We start from the raw sequence: 22784 nt of genomic DNA on the forward strand, positions 1-22784 counted from the left end.
CGTGACGGGGCAGCAGCATACTGCCCCCCGGATAATTACAACGCCAGCAATTGATCCAGCGAAGGGGCGAAGAAATAACTGCCGCTAACCGGTTTGGTAAAGCGCAGCATGGCATCGAACTTGCCGTCGTGTTCGCCAAACATACTGAGCAGCTGCTGCTCAATATTGTACAGCGTGGCGCAGTAAGCGATAAAGAACAGTCCATTGTTGCCGCTGACCGTGCCGTAAGGCAGGCTCTGGCGCAGAATTTTCAGTCCCTGGCCATTCTCTTTCAGATCAACCCGGCTGATATGTGAAGTGGCCGGACGCGACGCGCTGTCCAGTTCTTCATTACTGACTTTGGTGCGGCCCATCACCTGCTCCTGCTTACTGACGTCCAGGCGTTGCCACTGTTTCAGATTGTGCTGCCAGCGCTGGGTAAACACATAGCTGCCGCCGCGATCGCTGCCATCGGCAATAATCGCCACCTGCTGGCGCTTTTCGCCCTGCGGGTTTTCGGTGCCATCAACAAAACCAGAGAGATCGCGATCTTCCACCCAGCGAAAGCCGTGGGTTTCATCTTCGACGGTGATCGCGCCGCCAAAAGCGGCCAGAGCCGCCTGCGCCAGGCTAAAGTTGACATCATGGCGCAGTGACTGGATATGAATCAGCAGATCGCGTTGAGTGGCGGGTGCGATTCCTTTGCCCAGCGGCTGGAAGGCTTTCAGCTCCGCTGCTCCCTGCCCGGCGCTCAGATCGCGCCACAGCGCATCGCCAAAGGCCAGCACCGCGCCCAAACCGGCATCCGGGAACTGCTGCTGCAGCCGGTTCAGCTGTTGCAAAAACTGTTGACTGCCGGAGCGAATCGCGTCGATATCCCCCTGCACACTGGCTTCGAGGTAAATCGCAAAACGGCGATGTTCAAGTAAAATGCCGCTCTGAAACTGAGACATGCGGAGGATCTCCTGAGTATGATAATAAACGCGAGTCGGTTTGAGCGCTTATCATACGCGATGTTTCAGACGGCATCTTGCGCCACGGCAAAAATCACCGCATTTTTCGCAAGGTAATTAGCTGCGCCAGATGATTTTACTCAGTTTCCAGTTTTTCAGCGTGTCATCGGATGGCATTAAACCTTCAGGACCATGCCAGTCGCCGCTGTAGATATAGCTGATATGCTGGCTGTCAGGCGCTTTACACTCTACGGCGCTGCTGTCGAGCCCCGCCGCTTTCTGGCAGGCGCCAAAGGCTTTACTGTAGCGCTCGCTGAATGTGCTGCCGATTTTAGCACCATCGCTGCTGGCGACCGCTTCATCCGTCACCTCAACGCTGGTCACGGTGCTGTTACCGTTAATCACCAGCTTCACCTTGCCGTCATCCAGCGCCTGCCAGAAAGAGACAACGTTGCCATCGCTGGTGCGCATCCCCTGACGCAGGGTGTAATTGCCATCCAGACCTTTATCAATCGCGCTGGCGTTCATCGCCGTGCTGCCATTGATCGCGCCGACGCCCTGCTCGTTCACTTCCAGCGAGGAGCCAAACCAGTTAAGCGGTGACAGGCTTGACCAGGATACTTTAGCAAACGGGTTCCACCAGCTGCCTTCAGACGGCGAGCTGGAGCCAGAACTGGCGCAGCCGCTAAGTAACAGTGCGGCGGTGATTAACGCCGGATAAACAGATTTCATTGCAACTCCTGTAGTCAACACGAAACGCGTGTGAGTCAGCTTTGAGTGCGGAACGGAGGAAAAGTTTTATTCCATTCTTTCCGGCCTAAATAATTCGGGTTGCAGAAAGGCGGCAAGCCCGCTCATCCCCAGGAGCATAGATAACTATGTGACTGGGGTGGCCGGGTGCGGCCAACGCATCTGCAACTCGAAGTATGACGGCTAAACCCCTGGATCGAAGCAGTTACGCAGGCGCTGACTAAACAGCAAATAGCCCAGTGCCAGCACATCGAACAGCACAAACAGCAGCACCAGCGGAGATAACGCCTCATCCCCCTGCCACAGCGTTACGCCCTGCAATAACATCATCGCCAGCAGATCGAGGCACAACACCCAGCGCCAGCTCTGCCACACGCGCGGCAGCCGCTGGCGATAGCCGGTCAGCAGCAGGCCAACGGCCGCCGGCACGCCTGACGCCATACCGATCCAGAACGCCTGTCTGTCCGGGTAGAACAGTTCCAGCAGTTCAGTGCCCTGCTGACGTGATACGCCAGCCATCACAAATAGCAGCCAGGTACGCGCCTGTAACAGCAGAATAATCCAGAAAGTCAGCGGCAGCCGCAGCTGGCCTTTATGGTCATAGTCGTCGGGAGAGTTCATAGCTAACAGGAGTACCGCAGAGAAAGGACAAGACGGACGAGCAGACTCGCCCGCTGCAGAATTAATATTCGCGATCTTCAATCAGGCGCTTGCCGAGGCAAACAGAATCCTGCATTTCGTAATCGAGTTTTTCGTAAAACCCCATAACGGCATCATTCTCTTCACGCACCATCAGATTGATTTTCGGGCAACCGCGCGCAATCAGCTTTTTCTCCAGCCGGTTCATCAGCGCATTGGCAAAACCACGGCCACGATAATCCGGATGCACACCGAGATAGTAGGCCGAGCCGCGATGGCCGTCATAGCCGCCCATCAGCGTACCGACAATTTCGCCGCCCACTACCGCGACCAGAAACAGGTCGGGGTCATGATTCAGTTTACGTTCAATATCCATCTCAGGATCGTTCCACGGACGCAACAGGTCACAACGTTCCCAGAGGGTAATGACTTCTTCAAAATCGTCCTGGAGGAATACGCGGATTTCCATGGAGTATTCTCAAATGTTTCGCACAATTCGCTGATTATTACGCATTCTGTGCATGGTGCAAGTGGCGAATCCCTTTCCGGCGCAAAAAAATGATTTTCGTTTATTAGCGCGCTGAAATAAAAAGTAAAACGCTGAAATAGTTCCGTGGTCGCAGTGGGTGAATTGATACGATATAACAATACTTCTTTATTTGCCGGGCAGCACTACGCAGGATTATTATGAAAAAATTCTCACCACTGACGCCGCTGGCATCGCGCCGCCAGCTTTTACTCTCCGGTCTGGCGCTGGCGCTGTTCTCCGCAAAAGGCGTACAGGCGAAAGAGTCGGCACTGAAAACCACCACTGACCACCGTCCGGCATCCCCTGCCCGCAATGGCAAAAGAATCGTGATGATCGATCCGGGACATGGCGGAATAGATTCCGGTGCGATCGGTCATGAAGGTTCGGAAGAGAAACATATCGTGCTGGAGATCGCCAACCATATTCGCCAGCAACTCAGTGAGCATCCGCATATCGACGTGCGGCTGACGCGCGAAAGCGACCATTTTATCCCGCTGTTCCAGCGCGTGGAGATCGCCCACCAGCACGGCGCCAGCCTGTTTATGTCAATTCATGCCGACGGTTTTACCAGCCCGGACGCCAACGGCGCATCAGTGTTTGCCCTCTCTAATCGCGGCGCCAGCAGTACTATGGCGCGCTACCTGTCGGAGCGGGAAAACGCCGCTGATGATGTCGGTGGCGTCAAGGCAGCCGATAAAGACCACTATCTGCAGCAGATTCTGTTCGACCTGGTGCAAACCGATACGATTAAAAACAGCCTGACGCTGGGCAAACATGTGCTGAACCAGATCCGTCCGGTACATCATCTGCACAGTCAGCATACCGAGCAGGCAGCCTTTGCAGTACTGAAATCACCGTCAATTCCTTCGGTACTGGTGGAAACCTCGTTTATCACTAACCCCAGTGAAGAGCAGCTGTTAGGCACTACCGCCTTCCGGAAAAAGATTGCTGGCGCCATTGCTGACGGCATTGTCAGTTATTTCGATGATTTTGATCGTCACAATCGCCGCGCGGGTTAGGTATAATCGCGCAAAATGATTAACTACGGCATGCTTATGAACTCTCCCGATATCGCTCGCGTAAAACAGTTCCTGCTCTCGTTACAGGATCAAATTTGTCAGCAACTGGCGCTCGCCGATGGCGCAGCGCAGTTTGCTGAAGACAGCTGGCAGCGTCCCGGCGGCGGCGGCGGTCGCAGCCGCGTGCTGCGCAATGGCGGAGTATTTGAGCAGGCTGGCGTTAATTTCTCCCATGTGCATGGCGATACCATGCCCGCTTCCGCTACCGCACATCGCCCGGAACTGGCAGGCCGCAGCTTTGAAGCAATGGGGGTTTCACTGGTGATCCACCCCGAAAACCCCTATGTGCCCACCAGCCACGCCAATGTGCGTTTCTTTATCGCCGAAAAACCGGGTGAAGAGCCGGTATGGTGGTTTGGTGGCGGCTTCGACTTAACGCCGTTCTACGGTTTTGCGGAAGATGCGGTGCACTGGCACCAGACGGCGTTTAACCTCTGTCAGCCGTTTGGCGATCAGGTGTATGCGCGCTATAAGAAGTGGTGTGATGACTATTTCTGGCTGAAACATCGCGATGAACAGCGCGGTATCGGCGGCCTGTTTTTTGACGATCTGAATACGCCGGATTTTGATTACTGTTTCGACTTTACTCAGGCGGTGGGTCGTGGCTTCCTTGATGCTTATCTGCCGATCGTTGAACGCCGCAAAGCGCTGCCATGGGGCGAGCGTGAGCGTCAGTTCCAGCTTTATCGTCGTGGTCGTTATGTGGAATTTAATCTGGTGTGGGATCGCGGTACGCTGTTTGGTTTGCAGACCGGCGGCCGCACCGAATCAATTCTGATGTCGATGCCGCCGCTGGTTCGCTGGGAGTATGATTATCAGCCGGAAGCGGGCTCGCCGGAAGCCGCGTTGTACAGCGATTTTATTAAGGTGCGTGACTGGATTTAGGTTGTTACGGGCGGCGAGAACGCCGCCCCTACAATCGATCCCGTAGGGGCGGCGTTCTCGCCGCCCGCACATTTTACAGCGGCTGCGTCTGCGCTTCGACCACCGCCAGCGCCACCATATTGACGATCCGTCGCACCGAGGCTATAGGCGTCAATACATGCACCGGTCTGGCAATCCCCATCAGCACCGGCCCGACGGTAACCCCTTCCGAGCAGGAGACGCGTAGCAGGTTATAGCTGATCCGCGCTGCTTCGACATTTGGCATAATCAGGATATTGGCGGCGCCTTTTAACGGACTGTCCGGCATCAAATCGTGACGAATGCTCTCCACCAGCGCCGCATCGCCATGCATCTCCCCATCAATTTCCAGCTCCGGCGCACGGGCTTTAACCAGCGCCAGCGTATCGCGCATCTTGCGCGCCGCCGGCGCATCGGAGGTGCCAAAACTGGAGTGCGACAGCAGCGCCACTTTCGGCTCGATACCAAAGCGGCGCACGGTTTCTGCTGCCATCAGGGTTAACTCCGCCAACTCTTCTGGCGTTGGATCTTCGTTAACATAGGTATCGGCGATAAAGGTATTGCCGCTCGGCAGCAACAACGCATTCATCGCCCCCGCCACTTTCACATCAGGGCGGAAGCCAAACAGTTTTTCCACGATCTCATAGTGAGATTTATAGTCACCGATAGTACCGCAAATCAGCGCATCAGCCTCGCCACGATGAACCATAATCGCGCCAATCAGCGTCGGGTTACCGATAACCGCGCGCTGCGCCTCTTCGGCCGAAACCCCGCGCCGCTTCATAATCTGGTAATACTCACTCCAGTAGGCTTTAAAGCGCGGATCGGACTCATTATTCACAACTTCAAAATCTTTACCGGCTTCAATTTTCAGCCCGAGTTTTTGCAGGCGCATCTCAATCACACTGGGACGCCCAATCAGAATCGGCTTCGCCAGCCCTAAACTGATCAGCTCCTGAGTCGCATGCAGCACCCGCGCCTCTTCGCCTTCGGCCAGCACCACACGTTTCGGATCCAGACGTGCCTGTGAGAAGATTGGTTTCATAAACAGATTGGTTTTATAAACAAACTCCGTCAGCTTCTCGCGATAGAGATCAAAATTCTCAATCGGTCGCGTCGCCACACCGGAATCCATCGCCGCTTTCGCCACCGCCGGAGCAATTTTCACAATCAGGCGCGGATCAAAGGGTTTTGGGATTAGATAATCAGCGCCGAAGCTCAGCTCCTGATCGCCATACGCTGAAGCCACCACTTCGCTCTGTTCCGCCAGCGCCAGTTCCGCAATAGCATGTACTGCGGCCAGCTTCATCTCTTCGTTAATCGCGGTGGCGCCGACATCCAGCGCGCCACGGAAAATAAACGGGAAACAGAGCACATTGTTAACCTGATTCGGATAGTCCGAACGACCGGTGCAGATAATCGCATCGGGACGCACCTCTTTCGCCAGCGGCGGCAGAATTTCCGGTTCCGGGTTGGCCAGCGCCAGAATCAGCGGATTGGGCGCCATTCTTCTGACCATCTCCTGCGTCATCACTTTCGGCCCGGAACAGCCAAGGAAAATATCCGCGCCGGTAATCACCTCATCGAGAGTGCGTCTGCCGTCATCAGCGACCGCATAGGCCGCTTTGGTCTCCGCCATTGGCGTTTCGCGCCCCTGGTAAATCACCCCTTTTGAGTCGCAGACCACAATATTGTGCTTCTGCATGCCGAGCGCCACCAGCAGGTTCATACAGGCGATGGCCGATGCGCCAGCGCCGGAGACCACCAGTTGCACATCGGAGATATTTTTCTTTACCACCCGCAGACCATTCAGCACCGCAGCGGTACAGATAATCGCGGTGCCGTGCTGATCGTCATGAAACACCGGGATTTTCATCCGTTCGCGTAGCGCCTTCTCGATATAGAAACACTCCGGTGCTTTTATATCTTCGAGGTTAATGCCGCCAAACGTCGGCTCCAGCGCGGCAATCACGTTAATCAGTTTGTCCGGGTCCAGTTCGTCGATTTCGATATCAAATACATCGATACCGGCGAATTTTTTAAACAGTACGCCTTTGCCTTCCATCACTGGTTTGCCGGCCAGCGCGCCGATATTCCCCAGTCCGAGCACCGCAGTGCCGTTGGAGATCACCGCCACCAGATTGCCGCGGGCGGTGTATTTATGCGCGGCTAACGGGTCTTTGGCGATTTCCAGACAAGGCGCGGCCACGCCTGGCGAATACGCCAGCGCCAGATCGCGCTGGGTAGCCAGCGGTTTGGTGGGTGAAACCTGAATCTTGCCGGGGGTGGGGAACTGGTGAAAATCGAGCGCACTCTGCTTCAGTTGATCATCCATCGTCAGAATTCCTTATTGGTTATCAAGAAGTCCGGGTCGACAGTATAGAAGCGGCAAAAGGGGGAAAAACATGAACCGCTTCAAACTTTGCAGCAGCAAGGGGGGATTATGGAAATAATTTCCAAATTTGCGAGGGCGGCGAGAACGCCGCCCGTGCGGGATCGATTGTAGGGGCGGCGTTCTCGCCGCCCTTATTTGGTCATATTCAGCAAGGTACGCACGTTCTGCGCCGAGGTGGCAATAATATCAATCGCGCCGGTGCGTAATGCACCAAGAATTGCCATCGCTTTGGTATTTTCCGAGGCAATAGCAATCACACAGGGGATTTTGCGCAGCTCTTCGATGCTGACGCCAATCACGCGATCGTTCATCACGGTATCAACGTGTTCGCCTTGCGCATTAAAGAAGTCATAGCCGGCCACATCACCGGTGACACCCTGATTAAGGCTGGCATCGATAATTTCATGCGGACTGAACCAGCCGAGCTTGACCATATAACTGTTTTCGTTCATATCGCCAATGCCCACCAGCGCGATATCGGCTTTGCGCGCGCGATCCAGCGTCTCTTTAATGGTGCCGTTCTGCATAAAGGCTTCTTTTAACGCACGGTTTTCCACATATGCCGGGGCATACAGCGTTTCGCTAATGCCGCCAAACTTCTTCGCCAGACGACGGCTGATATGGTCAGCGTTGATCGCGTCGCCGGGCCGGTGGGTGCCGCCAATACCGCTGATAAAGTGGCAGTTGCGCGTCGGCACGCTGCCCGGATGATCGGCGACCGCCGCCACATTGCGTCCCTGCCCGACCGCCACGACCGAATTATCTTTTAAAGTTTGCGACAGATGCATCGCCACCAGCGCAGCCACCTGACGGCGCTGCTCTTCATCATCAGGGTGGTCAAGGGCAATCAGCGCGCGTTGCAGTGAGAAACGCTGCAGCAGTTGTTGTTCAAGACGGGTACTGAACACCGGATGGTAGCGGACATTGATCTCAACGATGCCTTCTTCTTTGGCGCGTTTTAATAAGCGTCCGACTTTGATGCGCGAAATACCAAACTTACGCGCAATCTCCTCCTGAGTGATCTCATCCTGGTAATAAGCCACCGCGATTTCTGTCAGCAGCTCGGCGTCCTGAGAAAACGTGTTTTTTTCCATCCGGGCAGTCGTCTCTTGATCGATTTTATGGGCGGCGCAGCAATGTATACCATTTTCTGATAGTTAGCTGGCGAATTTCTTTGTCAGATCATGATGTGACATCACGAAAAATGATGGCGTGCCAGCCATTATAACTGGCTGACACGCCCGGGGGAATTAACGACGAATGGCGTCGATTTTCAGCATGCGGGCAATCACGATATCCAGCTCTTTCTGATCGAAAATCTGTTTCCAGTCTGGTTTCACAATTTTCTCGCGGCCATATTCCATGGCGATCATGCAGGCATCAGAGAACGGGTTAGTGGCGCGGAACGCCACCGCCAGTGCAATCTGTATATGTCCGTACAGCATCGCTTTTGCCGCTTCTTCCGGCACCCCTGAATGTTTCACCGTTTCATCCAGCGCTTCTTTCATAAAGGCACCGACCATACAGGCCACGGTCTCCACCAGCGTCGGCTCCAGATAAGCCAGCTGAGTTACCGTCACCCAGTGCACCTGCTCGACCGGGCCGTACATCACGCTAATCACCTTGCTCAGCTCCGCCTTCTGCGCGTCGCTGCCGCTTTCAAATGATGCGGCGACATGCTGAATTGCCGCCACGCCGCCAAAGGCATCGGCATGCTCTTCTTTGGTATAACGGTCAAGGAATACCGACGGATGGCATGGATGCGCCACCGCGTAGTGAATGCCGTCGCGCAGGGCAATCAGGTTGGCATAGGCCGCCGCCGGATCAAGGGTTAACAGCGTGGCGCCAGCCTTCATTTGCGGCACCACCAGCTCAGAAACTTTGCCCAGTACGATATCCGGCACCGCAAGGATCACCACATCACTTACTGGCACCACGGATTCAGCATCAGAGATCTCACGCCCCTGCGCAGTGACCTGAGCCTGCGCCTGCGGCGCGCTCTCACAGTAAAATACCTGGTAGTCGCTTTTCTGCAGGTTGGCGGAAATACGCATGCCCATTTTGCCGCCTGCGCCAATCACGGTGATAGTGGTTATTTGTGTGCTCATCAGTTACTCCTGGGTTGTCTGTGACGTAAAAAATCAACGCTTTGTTGGGTCCACTCAGCTTCGCGCTGGCAGGTGCTCTGGGCATCCTGCTGCCACGGCAGCCAGTGTTCTACGATTTGGTTAATGCCGCGCTCATCGGGACGTACCTGCGCAATCAGCAGGTCATAGTCAAGCAGTCCTTCACCCAGCGGCGCGCCAGCCAGCGTAAAGCCAACCCACCCCTCCTGCCGGCTAAAGGCAAAATCTTTAATATGCAGGTTCAGCACCCGGTCAGCGGTATTGGTGATCACCTGCTGCGGTTGCTCCAGCGCCGCGACGCAGTTGGCCGGGTCGAGACAGACGCCAAGATAAGCGGATGGAAAACGCGCAATCACTGACATCATCTCGGCGCTGTTCACCTGTTCATAGGTTTCCAGGCACAGTTTTACCTGTTGCTGTTCAAGCTGCGGCAGGATGGTTTCGATCAGCGCCGCCGCTTCCGCCAGCGTCGGCCGGTGGCTGGCGCTGTTAAACATCGAACGAATCACGGTGACCTGCAGAATGCTGGCCAGCTGTAAATAGCGCTGCAGATGGGCGGTTTGCAGACCGCGGGTGCCCAGCTCCAGTTCGAGTCCGAGGCGATCGGCCTGCTGACGCAGTGCCAGTAACTCAGCATCACTCCAGTTTTCAATCTGCGGGTAATCACAGATCTGAAACAGTGTCACTCCCATCGCGGCGGTCTGTTCCAGCATCTGCGCCAGCGTCAGTGGCGCCGGAACCCGATCCGAGCTGCGCCAGAAAAATGCATAGGTGCTTAATCCGATAGCCATTTATGCCTCCGTAGCTGATGGCGAGGTGGCGGCCAGCGCGGCAGCCTCATCAATAATCTGGCGCAACGCCGCTGGCTGATGGGCAAAGCGTCCAAGGAACAGGCCGTTCACCTGATGGCCCAGACGGCTCAGCAGGCCGGGTCCGGCGCTGCCGCCATAAATCACGCGGAAATGGAAATCACCAAAGTCGTTAAGCTGACGCAGCCCATCACAGACTTCAGCAATAAACGCATCCGGCGCCGGGGCTGGCGCGCCAATCGCCCATTGTGGCTCCCAGGCCAGCACTACTTCGCCACGCAGTTGCTGACGATTCGCCTCGCTTAAGGCGGCAATCAGCTGCTGGCGACAGGTGGCAATCGCCTGATCGGGCGGCAACTGCTGCTCTTCGCCAAAGCACAGCACCGGGGTCAGGCCATTGCGCAGTGCAGCGGCCAGCTTGGCGGCAATCTGCACATCGGTTTCAGCAAAATGGCGGCGGCGTTCGGCGTGACCGATCTCCACATAACGACAACCCAGTTCGGCCAGCATCGGGCCACCGACTTCACCAGTCCAGGCGCCGCTATCTTCCCAGCACAGGTCTTGCGCGCCGATGCTTACCGCAGTAGCCGAGAAGATCTGTCCAATCGCCGCTATCGCCGGAAAGGCAGGCAGCACAAACAGTCCGACCTCGCCGTTTACTATCGCCGGATGATGACGGGCAATCTCCGCCACCTCCTCACTCCATGCCAGCGTCTGCTGATAGCTGAAGTACATCTTCAGACTAACGCCCAGCGTAATACGCGGCTGTGTCATTCGTTGATCTCCTGTAACTGCTGTACCGGCGCATTGGCCTGTAATACGGCCAGGACTTTATTGACGATCAGCGCCAGCGACACCGCACCAGCATCCGCGGTACCCAGACTTTTCTCCGCCAGCGGACGGGCGCGCCCCATTTTTGGCAACAGTTGGGCGGTATCTTTGGCGCTTTGTGCAGCCTGCTGCGCCGCAGCGGCCCAGGCATCAACCAGGCTGTCACCGGCATTAACCCGGCTGGTCAGGCAGTCACTGAATGGCACCAGCACATCCACCAGCGTTTTATCGCCAGGTTTAGCTTTGCCAAAGTGCATAATGCCCTCTTTCGCATGCTGCACACCCAGCGCTACCCGCTGCGCATTCGGCGCCTGGCTGTCGCCCAGCGCGGTGCCGATCGCGGTCAGCGCCACGCCCCACAGCGCACCTGAGGTGCCGCCCGCTTTATCAGCCCAGGCGTCTGCGGCGCGACAGAGTAAGGTGCCGGCACCAGCATGGCGCTGCTGCATTTCACGCGCTTTCTCCAGCGCTCCCAGCGAGCCGCGCTCCATACCAATACCGTGGTCGCCGTCACCGGCAACCGCATCGATACGGCCCAGCTCGGTAGCATTGACTTCAATCACTTCGGCAATCGCTTCGATAATCGCCAGCGTACAAGCCGCGGCATGCTGTGAGGCTTTGCTGGCGTCAGGGACCTGGTCAATCTCAGGCAGTTGCTGTTCGACGGCGCTAAGCTGCTCGGCAACGATCACGCTGCCTTTACGGAATGCCGGCGCATTGGCCGGTGCGCGCCAGAATCCTTCCAGCTGCTCATCCAGCCACATCAGCGTCAGCGAGGCGCCAGCCATATTAAAGCTGGTGACAAATTCACCCACTTCCGGCTCCACCACCTGCAAGCCTTCGTCGCCAAGCAGCTGCGCCACGCGGCGATAGACGACAAACAGCTCTTCATATTTTACCGAGCCGAGACCATTCAGGATCACTGCCACCCGCTGACCGCGACGGGTGCTAATCTCCTGCGGACACTCTTTCATCAGGCTGCTGACAAACAGCTCCGCCAGTGCATCGGCTGCCGGAATATCGCACTCCTGAATGCCCGGTTCGCCATGAATGCCCATGCCCAGCGCCATAGTGCCGTGCGCCACTTCAAACAGCGGCTGCGTGGCACCCGGCAGCGTACAGCCAGAGAAGGCGACGCCCAGCGAGCGGGTACGGTGGTTGGCATGACGCGCGATGCGGGTAACTTCAGCCAGTGAATGGCCCGCTTCGGCGGCGGCGGCGGCGACTTTAAATACCGCCAGATCGCCCGCCACCCCACGACGCTTCTCATGCTCATTCAGCTCAGCGCTAAAGATATCGTCAGTCACCGCCAGCAGTTCGCAGGGGATGCCTTCGGCTTTCAGCCGCTCGCAGGCCTGGCCAAAGTGCAGCACATCACCGGCATAGTTACCGAAAGCCAGTAATACGCCGCCACCATTATCGGCAGCGCGCGCCACGTTGTAGATCTGTTGCGCCGACGGCGAGGCAAACAGATTACCCATCGCCGCGCCGTGCGCCATCCCCTGTCCCACCAGGCCGGAAAATGCCGGGTAGTGGCCGGAACCGCCGCCAATCACCAGCGCGACACTGCCTGGCTGGCTGCGGGTGCTGCGCACCACGCCGCCTGCGACCTGGCGCACTTTATCGGCGTTGGCGGCCACAAAACCTTCAATCAGTTCACTGGCAAAGGCGGAGGGCTGATTAAACAGATAGGTCATTGGGTGTGCTCCTGTGGAATGTGGGCAGACTGAAATCCTGAACGTTTAGCGTTAAGTAACAACATCAGTAGCGCGGAGAGCAGCATGAAACCGCCCACCACCATCATCGAAACGGTGTAACCCCCGGTGGCATCGTGCAGCATGCCGGTGAGATAGCCGGCGGAGAAACCGGCGACATTGCCTAAGGTGTTAATCAGCGCAATCGCCGCCGCCGCAGAAGCGCCGGTCAGGAACTGGGTTGGCAGCGTCCAGAAGTTAGGCAGCGCCGCGAAGATTGAACTGGCGGTTATTGAGATCACCAGGATAGTCGCCAGCGGTGAATCCATATACAGAGCCAGCGGCACGCTGATGGCGCCGGTCAGTGCCGGCAGCGCGATATGCCAGGTTTTGCAACCGCGACGGGTGGCGTCCTTCGACCAGAAGAACATCACCACGGCGGCAAACAGATACGGCACGCCGGTAATCAGCCCTTTCTCAATCACGTTAAACGAGGTGCCAAACTGCTGCTGGAAGCCGGAAATAATCGTTGGCAGGAAAAACGCCAGGGCATACAGGCCGTAGATAAAACCAAAGTAGACCAGGCACAGCATCCAGACGCGGCCGTTAAACATCACGCTGCGCAGGCTGGCATGCGCGCCGCCGCATTTCTCACGCTGCTCTTTTTCCAGCGCGGTAGTCAGCCACTCTTTCTCCTGCGCATTCAGCCATTTGGCTTCACGCGGCGAGTCCACCAGATAGAACCAGGCGACGATGCCGATCACAATCGCCGGAATCGACACACCGAGGAACATTACGCGCCAGCCGGAGAGGCCAAACAGACCGTGTTGATCAATCAACGCGGCGGCCAGCGGCGCGCCCAGCACCACGGTCAGCGGCTGCGCAAGATAGAACAGCGACAGCACTTTGCTGCGGTGTTTCGCCGGTACCCACATGCTGAGAAACAGGATCGCGCCCGGGAAGAAGCCGGCTTCGGCAATCCCCAGCAGCAGACGCAGCGTATACAGTCCTTCCACGCTGCTGACCCAGGTAAACAGTAATGAGACGATGCCCCAGCTGACCATAATGCGCGCCAGCCATTTGCGCGCGCCGAAGCGATGCAGCGCGAGGTTGCTGGGGACTTCCAGCAGGATATAGCCAATAAAGAAGATGCCGGAGGCGAGACCAAACTGCGCCGCATGCAACCCCAGATCGTCGGTCAGGCCATTCGGTCCGGCGAAAGAGATGGCGGTACGGTCAAGGAAGTTGATAAAGAACATCAGCGCGACAAAGGGCACTAAGCGTAGCGACACCTTACGGATGGCGGATTTTTCGACGGCGTGTTGATCAATCGCGTTCATTGGGTACCTCCGGCAGCGTACTGCTGCGCAGGCTGGATAAACTGGCTCCCTGGTGCAGGGGCATTACGGCGATGTTTCGCGGTTGGTGAGGGTGACAGAAGGCAGATTTGACGCATGGTTTGAGTCCTCAGTGGGTCTTCTTGTGCATTGCATCAATGCGTGAACATATGAACGCTACCTGAATTTATGTTCAAACCCCAGCTCACAAAACGAAAATTGTGACGTAGCTCATAACCTTCAATTCTGCTTTTTATCGCGCAGTTTCGCGCAGCACAGGCGCGTAAAGGGATTAAAGCGGCAACCGCTACGGCAAAAAGAAAACAAACAAAAGAACACCTATTGAACATATGAACAGAAGTGCGTTAGGGTAATAGCGAACCGCCGCCCGGGATAACCTTATGTCCTCCCGACCCTGCGGCACTGTTAACCCAGCGGGAGTAACCTTATATGTCTTCTATTGCAATTGGCGCCGACGATGCAGCTCTGGAACTGAAAAACCTGATTAAGCAGTTCCTGCAGGAAAAAAATATTGATGTCAGTGACTACAGTAACGACGCCCAGGCGGAGAAGCCGCTCTACCCGGATATCGCCTGGACGCTGGCCAACGCCATCCGCGAAGGTAAACACGAACGCGGCATTCTGATCTGCGGTACCGGTATTGGTATGGCGATTGTCGCCAATAAAGTGCCCGGCATCCGCGCCGCCCAGTGCCACGACACCTATTCCGCCGAACGCGCACGTAAAAGCAACAATGCGCAGGTGATGACGCTGGGCGCGCGCGTGATTGGGCCGGAACTGGCGCGCAGCATCGTTAACAGCTGGCTTAATTCAGAATTCGAAGGCGGCGGATCATCAGAAAAAGTGGATAAAATCAGCTACTACGAGCAGAGCGTCTGCGCTAAATAAATCCCCTGACGGGCACACCGGAAGTGTGCGCCGTCACAGTTTTTTGTGGAACTGCTACACTTTCAGTTGCGGCTTTTTTTATTGTCCGCTACGCGGCCATTGAGCGAACCCATCGCAATAATCAGAGAAAACGCATTTCTATTCCCGGACGTCTGATGCAATGTTTCGCCTGAAAACACTTAGCCGTGTCGGTTAGAGTGGTCGTGCCGTCGTTGTCCTGTCGCCTGAAAACAGGCCCGGACAGCGATACGCCGCCCCGGACGCCCGCAGGTTTTAGCGCACGCCCCGAGACAACGCCCGCCACGGCTCTATTCGCATTAGCGATTGCTTATCAAGGAGACAAGAGATGAACCAGCTAGAGGCATTAAAACAGTTCACTACCGTTGTGGCAGATAGTGGCGATATTGAATCGATTCGTAACTACCATCCTGAAGATGCTACCACCAACCCGTCACTGATTCTGAAAGCATCCGGCCTCGACTCCTACAAGCACCTGATCGACGATGCAATTGATTACGCCAAAAAACAGGGCGGCAGCAAAGAGACGCAGATTATTAACGCCAGCGACAAAGTGGCGATTAATCTCGGGATGGAAATCCTGAAAAGCGTCCCGGGCCGTGTGTCTACCGAAGTGGACGCCCGCCTCTCTTTTGACCGTGGTATGTGTGTCACCAAAGCAGAAAAACTGGTGAGAATGTACGAAGACCACGGCATTGACCGTTCACGTATCCTGATCAAGCTGGCGTCCACCTGGGAAGGGATCCGCGCGGCGGAAGAGCTGGAAAAAAATGGCATCAACTGTAACCTGACGCTGCTGTTCTCCTTCGCGCAGGCGCGCGCCTGTGCTGAAGCGGGTGTGTTCCTGATCTCCCCGTTCGTCGGCCGTATCTATGACTGGTACAACACCCGCAAGCCACTGGATCCGTATGTAGTCGATGAAGATCCGGGCGTTAAATCCGTGCGCGATATCTATGAATATTACAAACAGCATCGCTATAACACCGTCATCATGGGTGCCAGCTTCCGTAAAGTTGAGCAGATTCTGGCGCTGGCGGGCTGCGATCGTCTGACGATCTCCCCTAACCTGCTGGAAGAGCTGCAGGCCAGCGATGCACCGGTAGAACGTAAACTGGCGCCGTCGACTGAAGCGTTCCATCAGCCAGCCTCGCTGTCTGAATCAGAGTTCCGCTGGGAGCATAACCAGGATCCTATGGCTGTAGAAAAACTGGCGGAAGGTATTCGTCAGTTCGCCGTCGACCAGCAGAAGCTGGAAGATGTGCTGGCCGCTAAGCTGTAACTCAGCCGCATCATTACCGCGCTAACAGCACGCACGGACGACAATTTCGTCGCCCGTGCTTTATTTCCCGAACCAAAAACAGGGGAGAAGATATGTCTTCACGTAGAGAGCTTGCTAACGCAATTCGTGCGCTCAGTATGGATGCCGTACAGAAAGCCAAATCGGGCCATCCCGGTGCGCCTATGGGGATGGCAGACATCGCCGAAGTGCTCTGGCGCGATTTCCTCAAGCACAATCCGACCAATCCGGCATGGGCCGATCGCGACCGCTTTATCCTCTCTAACGGTCACGGCTCGATGTTGCTGTACAGCCTGCTGCACCTCAGCGGCTACGATCTGCCGATCGAAGAGCTGAAAAACTTCCGCCAGCTGCATTCGAAAACGCCTGGTCACCCTGAAATTGGCTATACCCCGGGCGTGGAAACCACCACCGGGCCGCTGGGCCAGGGTCTGGCTAATGCCGTGGGTCTGGCTATCGCCGAACGTACGCTGGGCGCGCAGTTTAACCGCCCGGACCACGATATTGTCGACCACTTCACCTATGTGTTTATGGGCGATGGCTGCCTGATGGAAGGCATCTCCCATGAAGTCTCTTCGCTGGCGGGTACGCTGGGTCTCGGCAAGCTGATTGGTTTCTACGATCACAACGGCATCTCCATCGATGGTGAAACCGCTGGCTGGTTTACCGATGACACCGCTAAACGTTTCGAAGCCTATAACTGGCATGTGGTGCATGAAATTGATGGCCACGATCCGGCGGCGGTCGCCGCGGCGATTAAAGAAGCGCAGAGCGTAACCGATAAGCCATCGCTGATTATCTGCCGCACCATTATTGGCTTTGGTTCGCCAAATAAAGCCGGTAAAGAGGAAGCGCATGGCGCGGCGCTGGGTGACGAAGAAGTGGCGCTGACGCGTAAAGCATTGGGCTGGAATTATCCGCCGTTTGAAATTCCAAAAGAGATTTATGGCCAGTGGGATGCCAAAAACGCCGGCCAGCAAAAAGAGAAGAGCTGGAACGATAAGTTCGCGGCTTACAAAGCGGCGCATCCTGAGCTGGCGCAAGAGTTTGCCCGCCGTATGGATGGCGGTATGCCAGAAAACTGGCAGGCCGAAGCGCAGAAATATATCGCTGATTTGCAGGCCAATCCGCAGAAAATCGCCAGCCGTAAAGCGTCGCAAAATGCACTGGAAACCTACGGCAAGTTACTGCCGGAGTTCCTCGGTGGTTCCGCTGACCTGGCGCCAAGTAACCTGACGATCTGGTCTGGCTCGAAGTCGATTAAAGATGATATCGCCGGTAATTATATCCATTACGGCGTGCGTGAGTTCGGCATGACGGCGATTGCCAACGGTATCGCCCATCATGGCGGCTTTGTGCCTTACACCGCTACCTTCCTGATGTTTGTCGAGTATGCGCGTAACGCCGCGCGTATGGCGGCGCTGATGAAGGCGCGGCAGATTATGGTCTATACCCATGACTCGATTGGCCTTGGCGAAGATGGTCCGACTCACCAGCCGGTTGAACAGCTCGCCAGCCTGCGTCTGACGCCAAATATGAGCGTCTGGCGTCCGTGTGACCAGGTTGAAACGGCAGTGGCATGGAAACACGCCGTTGAGCGCCATAACGGCCCTACTGCGCTGATCCTGTCACGTCAGAATCTGGCGCAGCCGGAACGCAGTCAGGCCCAGCTGGAGAATATTTCACGCGGTGCTTATATTCTGCAGGATGCAGACGGCACGCCGGATGTGATTCTTATCGCTACCGGTTCAGAAGTGGAGATCACGCTGGGTGCAGCGCAGAAACTTAGCGTCAGCGGCCATAAGGTGCGCGTGGTGTCGATGCCGTCCACTGATATCTTTGATAAACAGGACGTCGCATACCGTGAATCGGTGCTGCCTTCAACCGTCAGCAAGCGTGTGGCGGTAGAAGCAGGTATTGCCGATTACTGGTACAAGTATGTTGGCCTGAACGGTGCGATTGTCGGCATGACCGGGTTTGGTGAATCGGCTCCGGCGGACAAGCTGTTTGCTGAGTTCGGCTTTACGGTGGAAAATATCGTCAGCCATGCGGAAGCGCTGTTGAAACCACACTGATAAAACCGGCGGCGGAAACGCCGTCATTACGGTTGATGCAAATCATTGACACGGGCGGCGAGAACGCCGCCCCTACAGACGTTTTTTGTAGGGGCGGCGTTCTCGCCGCCCTTTTTTATTCCGCTATCGGCGCCTGATTGCTGACCCATAATGTCGGCCACGCATCGCTGCCGTGCCAGTTATCACAGGTTGACTCTTCGGCATAATCCGCCAGCACAAAACGTTGTCCGTTAAACTGCCAGCGCGAGGTATTGCCGCAATCCCCCAACCCGCGACCTTTGGAAAACGTAATCAACTGCCCGCTGGCGGCGTCATATTCGGCGTTAATCAGCTCCATCTGCTTCTCGGTGCGATTCGGCGGCGTAAATGGCAGCTCAAGGCTGATTCCGCGCGCCACATACGGCAGCGTGCGCGTCACTTCAAACGCTAAATAGATCACGTTATAAGCGCCCATTTCACAACTGACCAGCAACAGCGCTTTATTATCGGTTAACGGCGCAACGCTGACCTCGCGGCGCATCGGATCCAGGGAGCACTCATCGGTGTTTACCCGCCAGGTGGCAAAATCAATCAGCCCGTTACTCTCTTCCCGCGTCAGCGGCGCCGGAGCATGCTCTGCACGCTCAGGCTGTGGCGGCGCAGGTTCCGGCGGCACATCGAAAGTGACGCGATCGCCACGCCTGACCCAGGCGCTCATGCCATTCACCCTGCCCTGAATATCATCCATCAACAGCAGCGCCGCTTTCATGCCGTGCAGCGAGATGGTCGCCTGCGGGCGGTATGTCAGCTGCATCTCATCAGCATCCATAATCTGGGCGAGGAACTCATCAATCGAGATGGCATAGGAAGTGGCAAGATGATGGGGTTCAACCGTCCAGTGTTTCAGATCCGGCCGCAGACGCTGCTGATCGAGCAACAGGTTATCCTGCAACGAACCGCCACTCAGTTCACCAGTGTACTGATTGCCATAATCAATCCGCAGCAGCGGACGATCGTTGCTGCCCGCATGGCGGGAAATGGTCATCACCAGACTGTTTTCACCGGAGACACTGCGGGCCTCACAAAAGTTAAGGTTATTGCAGGTCACTTGCCAGTCGGAAATTGTCTTTTGCAATGGCTCTGCCCGCACGCTCGCGACGAACAGAAAAGGCAACAAAAGCAGCGACTTCATCCAATAAGGCATTAAATAATCAGGTCCCCGAAATATTCATATGGTGATAATAACGCAACGGCAGACGATCAACATGTCTTAATCTGTGACTCAGACCATAAAGCGGCACCGATCGCGGAAAGAACAGGCTGAAAAGAGAGTGTTGATGAATTGTTATCATCCTGACGGGGCGTCAGTGGCTCAATCGGATTTGTCGGACAATTAACCCGACGGCAAAAAGAAGTGAGGCGGGCAGAGGAAAAAGCAGGCGACCGGTCGTCGCCCTCCAAATGATTACGCTTTCAGCCATCCGGCCAGCTGAGCATGTTGCAGCAACATAATGGTCTTACCGTCGCGGATACGACCCTCTTTCACCATCGCCAGCGCCGTCGGGAAACTCACTTCCAGCACATCGATAGCTTCATCTTCCACGCCGCCGCCGGCATTATCGCGCAGTGACTCATCGTATTCTGCGGCAAAGAAGTGTACCAGCTCCGTCACGCCGCCTGGCGACATATAGGCTTCATACAGTTTCTCCACCTTACCAACCGCATAGCCGGTCTCTTCAATCGCCTCTTTACGGATGCAGTCTTCTGGTGAATCGTCGTCAAGCAGCCCGGCGCAGGCTTCAATCAGCATGCCATTTTCATTGCCATTGATATAAGTCGCGATACGAAACTGCGCTATCAGCACCACGCTATTTTTCTCGCGGTTATACAGCAGGATAGTCGCGCCATTACCGCGATCGTACACTTCGCGCTTATGACGCAGCGCCGTGCCATCTTTAGCGATCAGATCGTAGGTGAAATTGCGCAATACAAACCAGTTTTCTGACAGGATTTTATTCTTGATGATCTCGACTTTCGCTGACATAGCCTCTCCACGGCAAAGTTACGGAGCCTGTCATCTTAAGACGGAAAGCGGCGGAAAACTATCTTAAAGCAGGGAGAAAACAGGCCAGCGGATGCTGACCTGTTAAGCAGGCTTACTCAGGTTGCTCTTTCAGCGGACGATCCTGGTGCTCAGCATTGTCATGTTGCGCGTGATAATCATGCTCAGTGGCGGCGATCGCATTGACGCGTTTACGTACGCCAAACCAGCCGAGAATCAGCACCACCGCGATTAACGGAATCGACGCAATGGTGTAAGTACCGTTGGGATAGTCAAATGCCATCAGTACCAGCACGCTGGCGAGGAACAGCAGCGTCAGCCACGAAGTAAACGGCGCCCATGGCATTTTAAAGCTTACGTCGTCAGCTTTGCCCTCTTTAATCGCCTTACGCAGGCGCATCTGGCACACCACGATAAACGCCCAGGAGCTGATAATGCCCAGCGAGGCGATATTCAGCACAATCTCAAACACCTGCGACGGCACGTAGTAGTTAAGGATTACCCCGATGATATATACCGCAATGGTCGCCAGAATCCCGGCGTAAGGCACCTGCTGTTTGCTCATCTTCGACATAAACTGCGGTGCAGAACCGCCCATCGACATCGAACGCAGAATACGCCCGGTAGAGTAGAGACCGGAGTTCAGACTGGAGAGCGCCGCACTCAGCACCACAATATTCATAATGCTGCCGATATAGGGTACGCCCAGTTTGCTGAAGAAGGTGACAAACGGACTCTGCCCGGCCTGATAGGCATTCCACGGCAGCAGCAGAACCAGCAGCACCACCGAACCGACATAGAACAGACCGATACGCCAGATCACGCTGTTAATCGCTTTTGGCAGTACCGTTTCCGGGTTTTTGCACTCCCCCGCCGCGGTACCCACCAGCTCAATCGAGGCAAAGGCAAATACCACCCCCTGCACCAGCACCAGCGCCGGTAACAGGCCATGCGGGAAAAATCCGCCATTGTCGGTAATCAGATGGAAGCCGGTGGCATTGCCATCAAGGATTTTTCCGCTGCCAAGGAAGACCGTACCGACCACCAGGAACACCACAATCGCCAGCACTTTAACCAGCGCAAACCAGAACTCCATCTCGGCAAACCACTTTACACCGATCATATTCATGGTACCGACTATCGCCAGCGCGCCCAGTGCAAATACCCATTGCGGCACATCACCAAAAGCGCCCCAGTAGTGCATATAGAGCGCCACTGCGGTGATATCGACAATACCGGTCATTGCCCAGTTAACGAAGTACATCCAGCCTGCAACGTAGGAGGCTTTTTCGCCAAGAAATTCACGGGCATAAGAGACAAAGCTGCCACTGGAAGGGCGATGAAGCACCAGTTCGCCCAGCGCACGTAAAATAAAGAATGAGAAGATCCCGCAAACTAAGTAGACCACCGCCAGTGCCGGACCGGCAGCCTGCAAGCGTCCACCGGCACCAAGGAACAGACCGGTTCCTATCGCGCCACCGATAGCAATCATCTGAACCTGACGATTACCCATCGCTTTCTGATAGCCAGTATCATGAGAATTCAACCAGCGTCTTTTTGCAGCGCGAGCATCAGCGGCGCTTTTTTTCGTAGCTTTCATTATCAATCCTGTTTCCTGTCCAATAATAGAGCGCCTGTACGCTCTACCCATCGCCACCGGTATAACCAATCGTTTGCGTTCCACCGCTGGCAAGGGGGGGAAGTGGCTATCATCCTGTTATTTATAATGTTGCGGATGATGCTAATTTTACGGCGATGAATCCTACCCGTTCTCCGTGAACGAAGCAAAATATCCCATAATGGAATTCGTTATGATTTGTAATTATGTGGACTGGCAGCAGGAAAAGTTGCGTTTAGCTTGACGCATAGCAAAAAAAACCGACCGTAAAACTCGGTCGGTTCAGTCGATGCCCGCAGGCAAACTAAGGCTACAGGATGGAAGGTAAAAAACAGGTTTAGCGATAAATCTCGGCGGTCCCGCTCCACAGGCTGGAATCGCCTGGGTTATCGACGCCAACAACACGATAATGGGTGGCGCCCATCTCTTCAGCTTTCTGTGAAAGCGTGCGGGTGGCGTCATCTAGTGTACCGTTGACGCCTGAGATGGATACACTACCTATGCTTTGCAAACCCTGACTCTGCTGACGATCGACCTCAGTGGCGGCCATCGCCGTAAATGAAGTGGTAGCAAACAGGGCGACAGCAATAATTGCCGGTAATTTAATCTTCATCAGATGCTCCTCAGAACACGTTATTCGTTAGTTGATTCGTTAATCACGAGATTGATTATTACCGTTACAATGAAAGGCAACGTGAGGCGCAGGTAAAAGCATTAAAGCTTTGTGAAGAGAAGCGGCGGGAATCCAGGGAAACGTCAGGATAAGTCGCCTTTTGTGTCAACAGTAACCTGATGTGATAAA

General features: G+C 55.5%; 20 protein-coding genes. 5 read left to right on the forward strand and 15 right to left on the reverse strand.

What is annotated here, in order from left to right; translation table 11 throughout:
* Positions 1 to 35: 35 nt before the first annotated feature.
* The 4 genes from N5923_RS06910 to N5923_RS06925 all read right to left on the reverse strand — a co-directional run bounded on the left by N5923_RS06910 (position 36) and on the right by N5923_RS06925 (position 2790).
* Positions 36 to 932, reverse strand: coding sequence for a Dyp-type peroxidase (locus N5923_RS06910; protein ID WP_267140588.1), 897 nt, complete (start codon positions 930 to 932; stop codon positions 36 to 38).
* A gap of 117 nt (positions 933 to 1049) precedes the next feature.
* A complete protein-coding gene (locus N5923_RS06915; RefSeq protein ID WP_267140589.1) occupies positions 1050 to 1664 on the reverse strand; it encodes an RpoE-regulated lipoprotein in 615 nt (204 codons plus the stop codon).
* 201 nt (positions 1665 to 1865) lie between these two features.
* Positions 1866 to 2303, reverse strand: a complete 438-nt coding sequence (locus tag N5923_RS06920) for a DUF2919 domain-containing protein (RefSeq protein WP_267140590.1) — start codon at positions 2301 to 2303, stop codon at positions 1866 to 1868.
* Positions 2304 to 2364: 61 nt separating this feature from the next.
* A complete protein-coding gene (locus N5923_RS06925; RefSeq protein ID WP_017803267.1) occupies positions 2365 to 2790 on the reverse strand; it encodes a GNAT family acetyltransferase in 426 nt (141 codons plus the stop codon).
* Between the two features lie 218 nt (positions 2791 to 3008).
* Here N5923_RS06925 and amiA point away from each other — a divergent pair, with 218 nt between their 5' ends.
* Both amiA and hemF read left to right on the forward strand, forming a co-directional pair.
* Positions 3009 to 3869 (forward strand): N-acetylmuramoyl-L-alanine amidase AmiA, encoded by an 861-nt coding sequence (amiA, locus tag N5923_RS06930; protein ID WP_267140591.1) that lies wholly within the window; start codon positions 3009 to 3011, stop codon positions 3867 to 3869.
* A gap of 36 nt (positions 3870 to 3905) precedes the next feature.
* Entirely contained in the window at positions 3906 to 4814 is a 909-nt protein-coding gene (hemF, locus tag N5923_RS06935; RefSeq protein ID WP_267140592.1) for an oxygen-dependent coproporphyrinogen oxidase, read from the forward strand.
* Between the two features lie 73 nt (positions 4815 to 4887).
* Here the strand turns inward: hemF and maeB are convergent, their stop codons facing one another.
* From maeB to N5923_RS06970, 7 genes are all read right to left on the reverse strand, one after another.
* Complete coding sequence (maeB, locus tag N5923_RS06940; RefSeq protein ID WP_267140614.1) at positions 4888 to 7167, reverse strand: NADP-dependent oxaloacetate-decarboxylating malate dehydrogenase; 2280 nt, start codon at positions 7165 to 7167, stop codon at positions 4888 to 4890.
* A gap of 191 nt (positions 7168 to 7358) precedes the next feature.
* Complete coding sequence (locus N5923_RS06945; RefSeq protein ID WP_267140613.1) at positions 7359 to 8321, reverse strand: sugar-binding transcriptional regulator; 963 nt, start codon at positions 8319 to 8321, stop codon at positions 7359 to 7361.
* Positions 8322 to 8477: 156 nt separating this feature from the next.
* Positions 8478 to 9335, reverse strand: coding sequence for a phosphogluconate dehydrogenase C-terminal domain-containing protein (locus tag N5923_RS06950; protein ID WP_267140612.1), 858 nt, complete (start codon positions 9333 to 9335; stop codon positions 8478 to 8480).
* Complete coding sequence (locus N5923_RS06955) at positions 9335 to 10144, reverse strand: sugar phosphate isomerase/epimerase family protein (RefSeq protein WP_267140611.1); 810 nt, start codon at positions 10142 to 10144, stop codon at positions 9335 to 9337. Before N5923_RS06955 ends, N5923_RS06950 begins: the two co-directional genes overlap by 1 nt.
* On the reverse strand, positions 10145 to 10936 hold the full coding sequence (locus tag N5923_RS06960; RefSeq protein ID WP_267140610.1) for a triose-phosphate isomerase family protein: 792 nt from the start codon (positions 10934 to 10936) through the stop codon (positions 10145 to 10147). It lies immediately after the preceding gene.
* The gene (locus tag N5923_RS06965) at positions 10933 to 12690 is read right to left on the reverse strand and encodes a dihydroxyacetone kinase family protein (protein ID WP_267140609.1); all 1758 of its coding nucleotides are present in this window, start codon (positions 12688 to 12690) and stop codon (positions 10933 to 10935) included. Before N5923_RS06965 ends, N5923_RS06960 begins: the two co-directional genes overlap by 4 nt.
* Positions 12687 to 14027, reverse strand: a complete 1341-nt coding sequence (locus N5923_RS06970) for an MFS transporter (RefSeq protein ID WP_267140608.1) — start codon at positions 14025 to 14027, stop codon at positions 12687 to 12689. The genes N5923_RS06965 and N5923_RS06970 overlap by 4 nt, the downstream gene beginning before the upstream one ends.
* Before the next feature lie 447 nt (positions 14028 to 14474).
* Here N5923_RS06970 and rpiB point away from each other — a divergent pair, with 447 nt between their 5' ends.
* The 3 genes from rpiB (at position 14475) to tkt (ending at position 18323) form a co-directional block, all read left to right on the forward strand.
* Positions 14475 to 14933: a ribose 5-phosphate isomerase B gene (gene rpiB, locus N5923_RS06975; protein WP_267140607.1), complete on the forward strand. Its 459-nt coding sequence runs from the start codon at positions 14475 to 14477 to the stop codon at positions 14931 to 14933.
* Between the two features lie 346 nt (positions 14934 to 15279).
* Positions 15280 to 16230 carry a transaldolase gene (tal, locus tag N5923_RS06980; RefSeq protein WP_267140606.1) on the forward strand — a complete coding sequence of 317 codons (951 nt, stop codon included), beginning with the start codon at positions 15280 to 15282 and terminating at the stop codon, positions 16228 to 16230.
* Between the two features lie 92 nt (positions 16231 to 16322).
* Positions 16323 to 18323: a transketolase gene (gene tkt, locus N5923_RS06985; RefSeq protein ID WP_267140605.1), complete on the forward strand. Its 2001-nt coding sequence runs from the start codon at positions 16323 to 16325 to the stop codon at positions 18321 to 18323.
* A gap of 115 nt (positions 18324 to 18438) precedes the next feature.
* Here tkt and N5923_RS06990 read toward each other — a convergent pair whose 3' ends face one another.
* From N5923_RS06990 to N5923_RS07005, 4 genes are all read right to left on the reverse strand, one after another.
* Positions 18439 to 19506: a DUF1176 domain-containing protein gene (locus N5923_RS06990; protein WP_267143337.1), complete on the reverse strand. Its 1068-nt coding sequence runs from the start codon at positions 19504 to 19506 to the stop codon at positions 18439 to 18441.
* 261 nt (positions 19507 to 19767) lie between these two features.
* Positions 19768 to 20346, reverse strand: coding sequence for a GDP-mannose pyrophosphatase NudK (gene nudK, locus N5923_RS06995; RefSeq protein ID WP_267143336.1), 579 nt, complete (start codon positions 20344 to 20346; stop codon positions 19768 to 19770).
* 112 nt (positions 20347 to 20458) lie between these two features.
* The gene (gene ansP, locus N5923_RS07000; protein ID WP_267143335.1) at positions 20459 to 21964 is read right to left on the reverse strand and encodes an L-asparagine permease; all 1506 of its coding nucleotides are present in this window, start codon (positions 21962 to 21964) and stop codon (positions 20459 to 20461) included.
* A 355-nt stretch (positions 21965 to 22319) separates the two neighbouring features.
* Complete coding sequence (locus N5923_RS07005; protein WP_267143334.1) at positions 22320 to 22595, reverse strand: YdgH/BhsA/McbA family protein; 276 nt, start codon at positions 22593 to 22595, stop codon at positions 22320 to 22322.
* Between the last annotated feature and the right edge of the window lie 189 nt (positions 22596 to 22784).

Source organism: Winslowiella arboricola, assembly GCF_025527015.1.
GTDB classification, from domain to species: Bacteria; Pseudomonadota; Gammaproteobacteria; order Enterobacterales; family Enterobacteriaceae; genus Erwinia; species Erwinia arboricola.

Excerpts from the sequence above, each read along its gene's own strand:
- N5923_RS06950 (WP_267140612.1), bottom strand. The coding sequence starts at position 9,335 with ATGAGCACACAAATAACCACTATCACCGTGATTGGCGCAGGCGGCAAA.
- N5923_RS06945 (WP_267140613.1), bottom strand. The coding sequence starts at position 8,321 with ATGGAAAAAAACACGTTTTCTCAGGACGCCGAGCTGCTGACAGAAATC.
- nudK (WP_267143336.1), bottom strand. The coding sequence starts at position 20,346 with ATGTCAGCGAAAGTCGAGATCATCAAGAATAAAATCCTGTCAGAAAAC.
- N5923_RS06925 (WP_017803267.1), bottom strand. The coding sequence starts at position 2,790 with ATGGAAATCCGCGTATTCCTCCAGGACGATTTTGAAGAAGTCATTACC.
- N5923_RS06965 (WP_267140609.1), bottom strand. The coding sequence starts at position 12,690 with ATGACCTATCTGTTTAATCAGCCCTCCGCCTTTGCCAGTGAACTGATT.
- hemF (WP_267140592.1), top strand. The coding sequence starts at position 3,906 with ATGAACTCTCCCGATATCGCTCGCGTAAAACAGTTCCTGCTCTCGTTA.
- N5923_RS06920 (WP_267140590.1), bottom strand. The coding sequence starts at position 2,303 with ATGAACTCTCCCGACGACTATGACCATAAAGGCCAGCTGCGGCTGCCG.
- N5923_RS07005 (WP_267143334.1), bottom strand. The coding sequence starts at position 22,595 with ATGAAGATTAAATTACCGGCAATTATTGCTGTCGCCCTGTTTGCTACC.
- N5923_RS06910 (WP_267140588.1), bottom strand. The coding sequence starts at position 932 with ATGTCTCAGTTTCAGAGCGGCATTTTACTTGAACATCGCCGTTTTGCG.
- tal (WP_267140606.1), top strand. The coding sequence starts at position 15,280 with ATGAACCAGCTAGAGGCATTAAAACAGTTCACTACCGTTGTGGCAGAT.
- N5923_RS06960 (WP_267140610.1), bottom strand. The coding sequence starts at position 10,936 with ATGACACAGCCGCGTATTACGCTGGGCGTTAGTCTGAAGATGTACTTC.
- N5923_RS06915 (WP_267140589.1), bottom strand. The coding sequence starts at position 1,664 with ATGAAATCTGTTTATCCGGCGTTAATCACCGCCGCACTGTTACTTAGC.
- N5923_RS06970 (WP_267140608.1), bottom strand. The coding sequence starts at position 14,027 with ATGAACGCGATTGATCAACACGCCGTCGAAAAATCCGCCATCCGTAAG.
- rpiB (WP_267140607.1), top strand. The coding sequence starts at position 14,475 with ATGTCTTCTATTGCAATTGGCGCCGACGATGCAGCTCTGGAACTGAAA.
- tkt (WP_267140605.1), top strand. The coding sequence starts at position 16,323 with ATGTCTTCACGTAGAGAGCTTGCTAACGCAATTCGTGCGCTCAGTATG.
- ansP (WP_267143335.1), bottom strand. The coding sequence starts at position 21,964 with ATGAAAGCTACGAAAAAAAGCGCCGCTGATGCTCGCGCTGCAAAAAGA.
- N5923_RS06990 (WP_267143337.1), bottom strand. The coding sequence starts at position 19,506 with ATGCCTTATTGGATGAAGTCGCTGCTTTTGTTGCCTTTTCTGTTCGTC.
- amiA (WP_267140591.1), top strand. The coding sequence starts at position 3,009 with ATGAAAAAATTCTCACCACTGACGCCGCTGGCATCGCGCCGCCAGCTT.
- maeB (WP_267140614.1), bottom strand. The coding sequence starts at position 7,167 with ATGGATGATCAACTGAAGCAGAGTGCGCTCGATTTTCACCAGTTCCCC.
- N5923_RS06955 (WP_267140611.1), bottom strand. The coding sequence starts at position 10,144 with ATGGCTATCGGATTAAGCACCTATGCATTTTTCTGGCGCAGCTCGGAT.